This is a genomic window from Marinobacter sp. (assembly GCF_035268745.1).
Taxonomy (GTDB): domain Bacteria; phylum Pseudomonadota; class Gammaproteobacteria; order Pseudomonadales; family Oleiphilaceae; genus Marinobacter.
Window position 1 is genome coordinate 1 of sequence record NZ_DATFKH010000088.1, and the last position, 4,257, is coordinate 4,257.

At 56.6% G+C, this 4,257-nt stretch carries 5 protein-coding genes; 1 reads left to right on the forward strand and 4 read right to left on the reverse strand.

Going from position 1 to position 4,257, the window contains the following annotated elements:
• On the forward strand, positions 1-639 hold a 639-nt coding region (locus VJ956_RS07415; RefSeq protein ID WP_324083396.1), incomplete at its 5' end, for a DUF6279 family lipoprotein.
• An 87-nt stretch (positions 640-726) separates the two neighbouring features.
• On the opposite strand, the gene VJ956_RS07420 is transcribed toward VJ956_RS07415, so the two are convergent.
• The 4 genes from VJ956_RS07420 to VJ956_RS07435 form a co-directional block, all read right to left on the reverse strand.
• Positions 727-1,497, reverse strand: coding sequence for an SDR family oxidoreductase (locus VJ956_RS07420; RefSeq protein ID WP_324083397.1), 771 nt, complete (start codon positions 1,495-1,497; stop codon positions 727-729).
• A gap of 32 nt (positions 1,498-1,529) precedes the next feature.
• Positions 1,530-2,219 (reverse strand): histidine phosphatase family protein, encoded by a 690-nt coding sequence (locus VJ956_RS07425; RefSeq protein WP_324083399.1) that lies wholly within the window; start codon positions 2,217-2,219, stop codon positions 1,530-1,532.
• On the reverse strand, positions 2,219-3,283 hold the full coding sequence (locus tag VJ956_RS07430; RefSeq protein WP_324083400.1) for a phosphotransferase family protein: 1,065 nt from the start codon (positions 3,281-3,283) through the stop codon (positions 2,219-2,221). Before VJ956_RS07430 ends, VJ956_RS07425 begins: the two co-directional genes overlap by 1 nt.
• A gap of 158 nt (positions 3,284-3,441) precedes the next feature.
• Positions 3,442-4,257: SDR family oxidoreductase (locus tag VJ956_RS07435; RefSeq protein ID WP_324083403.1), on the reverse strand; the 816-nt coding region annotated here is incomplete at its 5' end.

Below are 4,257 nucleotides of genomic sequence, written 5' to 3' on the forward strand. Positions count from 1 at the left end.
GAATGGCTGGCGGAACTGAAACAGGATGTCCGTTCCGGCAATCTTGAACGAGCCAGGGTTTCCCATCATCAGGAACAACTGGTCTCCTTTTTTCCACCGCTGGCAGACCAGGCAAAACCCGCCGCTGTGCGCCTTCTGTCCAGTCTGTCTGACCGGCAGGTTCGCGACCTTGCAGAGAACATGGCCGAGAGCCAGGAAGAAAAGGAAGAGGAGTTTCTGGCCGAAGATCCGGAGCAGACACGGCAGGCTCGTGCGGAGCGCACCCGGGAGAGAGTTGAGCGCTGGTTAGGCAGTCTGAACAATGCCCAGGCTGACATCGTTGAACAATGGTCAGAGGCGCGGGGGCGCCAGACCGAAATATGGCTTGAAGGGCGGCGGAACTGGCAACAGGCACTGCTGGAAGCTCTGGAACACAGGAATCAGGCGGATTTTGCCGAACGAATCGATTATCTGATCGATAACAACGTCGAGGTGCGCGGCCCCCGGTATCAGCAGATGGTCGCGAAAAGCAGTGACGCAATGGCGGGCCTGATGACAGACCTGCTCCAGGAGGCTGACCGGTCCCAGCTCGATCATTTGTTGGACCGCGCTTCTTCACTGAGGAGCGACTTTAACACCCTCGCCTGTAACCAGGGTTAATTTGCTGACTTATACTCACCTTCGGACATGTCCTATAGTCGTCGCTTTCAGGGGCTCAGTAGATCAGCAAATTAGCCAGACGGGACCCTAGATCGTGAGGTAACCCCCATCGACGTTGATACAGGTACCGGTGGTATAGCTTGACGCACCGGAAGCGAGATATAGCACGGTTCCCGCCATTTCATCCGGGTCTGCCACACGCTTCATGGGGATGTGAGCCATGGCCTGCTTCCTGATGGCTTCATTGCCGGTCAGCGCACTGGCAAACCTGGTGTCGGTCAGACCCGGCAGCAGCGCATTGACGCGAATCTTCTGCTGACCCAGTTCCATGGCGAAGGAGCGGGTCATGGAGATTACCGCCGCCTTGGTCACAGAATAAATGCCCTGATAATGGCCGGGGTTCACACCATTTACCGACGCCACGTTGATGATCGAGCCACCACCGTTCTTCTTCATCAACTGGGCGCCGCGGGCACACATGAAGAAGTAGCCACGAATATTTACATCCACCGTCTTCTGGAAGGCGCCCAGGTCAGTGTCTTCAATGGCGCCGAAGTATGGGTTGGCGGCGGCATTGTTCACCAGCACATCCAGCTTGCCGTGGCTGGATTCAATATGCTTCCAGATGGCTTCAATCTGCTCCATTTCGCCAATATGACAGGCATAGGCTTCAGCGCTGCCGCCAGCGTCACGAATGCTGCTGGCAACGGCCTCACAGCTGTCAATCTTGCGGCTGGTAACAATGACGTGGGCTCCGTAGGCGGCCAGGGTGCGGGCAATACTTTCGCCGATACCGCGGCTGGCGCCGGTAATCAGGGCGACTTTGCCATTCATATCAAACAGATCGGGTTTGCTCATGGTTTACCTCAATTATTCAGGGATTGGGATCACTAGCGGAAGGTCACAAGAGCCGACCCTTCCGCCTCCAGATGGCTGTAGTTGTTGAACACCGCCAGCGATCGGCGGGAGCCGGAATAAAGCAGCCGGGAAACGCTGGCATTGGCAATCACACTGTTCATTTCCAGGGTCTTGCGATCACTCAGTTGCAGCAGGTGCTGGACGATAACCGCAATCGGGCCACCGGAAGTAGACACCAGCACATCGCCGCCCTCTGCGTACTCAAGCAACCTGTCAAGCGCGGTGATGACCCGCGCCTGGAAATCTGTCCAGGTTTCGGCGTATTCAGGGTCGTATTGGCCACCCACCCAGCGGGCCACGGCCTGCTCGAACACCTGTTGAAAAGCACTGGCGGGTTTCGGAAAGACCGCCAGATCCCGGGCCATTTTTTCCCGGTCTGCCCACTCCGGGCGAAAACGTTTGATGACCTGGGTGTGATCAAACTCGTTAAAACCCTCCACCGCCTGCATATCGGGCAGATCATCGCCATAACCGCCAGCGATGGCTTCCACCGTCTCCCGGTGGCGCTCCATATTGCCGCCGAAAACTGCCGTGGGCGCAACCTTGGCTTTCAGCCAGCGCCCCAGGACCCGACCCTGCTCCCAGCCTTTTGCAGACAACTGATCGTAATTTTCCTGACCGAAGCTCGCCTGACCATGACGGATGAGATATACCGTCGCCATTAAAGATCACTCGCGTCGATCAGTCGCTGACAACGCTTCTCAAGATAATTCGCGGCATGACCAAAGGCAGCGAAACGCTTGTCTCTGGTCTGGCCGTGGTAGAAACGGTAGTAGATCTGCTGGACGATCACCGCCAGGCGGAACAGGCCGTAGATTTCATAGAAATCGAAATTGTCGATTTTCAGGCCGGATTTGCCGGCATAGTAAGCAACCACTTCCTCGCGGGTCAGCATGCCGGGCTGATGAGTGGGCTGACGACGCAGCATCTGGAAAGCGCTCTCGTCGTCAGCCTGTACCCAGTATGCAAGACTGTTGCCCAGATCCATCAACGGGTCGCCGATGGTCGCCATTTCCCAGTCCAGAACACCCACCACTTCGAACGGGTTATCCGGGTTCAGCACCACATTGTCGAAGCGGAAATCATTGTGAATGACCACCTGGGCTATATCATCGGGCATCTTTTCGTCCAGCCAGCTCATCACCTTTTCGAAATCGCCGACATCGTCGGTTTTGGCCTTGCGGAAGCGATCGCTCCAGCCGCGAATCTGCCGTTCGACATAACCGGCACCCTTGCCCAGCCCTTCCAGCCCGGCAGCTTTGGCATCCACCTGATGCAGATTCACCAGCTTGTCGATCACATTCAGGCAGAGCTTGCGGGTGTCCGCTTCGCTCAACTCCATATCCTCGGGGAAATCCTGGCGCAGGATGATGCCTTTCAGACGCTCCATGACGTAGAAATCACAACCCAGAACGTCGTGGTCGTCGCAGATGGCGATGATCTCCGGTACGTAGGGATAGACCGGCTTTAAAGCTCGCATCACCCTGGCTTCACGGAGCATATCGTGGGCGGATTTGGCGATGTGTCCGAAAGGCGGGCGACGCAGTACAAAAGAGCGCTGACCATAATCCACCTGGTAGGTCAGGTTCGAGGCACCGCCGGGGTACTGTTTGATCTCCGGGCTGCCCTCAAGATCCGGAATCGCCTTTTTCATGAATCGGTCAACAGCTGCGACATCCAGCTCCTCGCCTTCGCGGACATCAACGGCCTGGTCAATCTGGGTCATTCGGCTCTCCTTTGCTATAAAGACGTCAGTAAGGGGGCAGGCCTTCCCAGAACACGCTTTAAATACATCCCTGTACGCTCGGCCTCCGCCATCCATGGCGGAGGACGGTTCTGGAAAGGCCTGCCCCCTTACTTCCTGATTCTAGAGTAAATTATCGACTAGGCTTTACCGCCCATTTGCTTCATCCAGCGTTTCATTTCCATGTGCATCAGGAAATCAAACGCTTTGGGGGCATGGCGTTTGACCATCCACATGCGGCGTTCTCTGGCGTGGGGCAGCACCCAGAAGTCCCCCTTTGCCACCGCCCGGAATACGTCGTCAGCGACATCCTCGGCGGTAATGGTCGACTTTTTCATCAGCTTGTTCACATTCTGCTGGATACCGGGAATGTCCGAGCGCATGGTGCTGGTCAGATTCGTCTGGAAAAACGCCGGGCACACGCAGCTGACGTGAATACCGTCATCCCGCAGTTCCTGGCTGAGTGTTTCGGACAGCGCAATCACCCCGGCCTTGGACACATTGTAGCTGTCCATCAGCGGTGCAAGCATCAGCCCGGCCATGGAAGCAACGTTAACGAACGCACCCGCGCCCTGCCTCTTGAACTGTGGCGTAAACGCCTTGCAGCCGCGCACCACGCCCAGCACATTGATATCAATAATCCACTCCCAGTCTGCCATGGTGGTGTCTTCAATCGACCCGGCAGAAGCAACCCCGGCATTGTTCACCACTATGTCGATGCCGCCCCATTTATCAGTCAGCTCCGCGCATATTTTTTCCAGATCCGTCAGGCGGCGCACATCGCATTCCACAAAGTATCCTTCACCACCGGCTTTATTGATTTCGGCCTCCACCAGATGACCCTGATCCGCACTGATATCCCCAATACAGACCCTCGCGCCCTCTCTGGCATACCGCAGTGCAATCGCCCGGCCCAGACCACTGGCCCCGCCGGTAATGAATATTCGTTGTGTCAT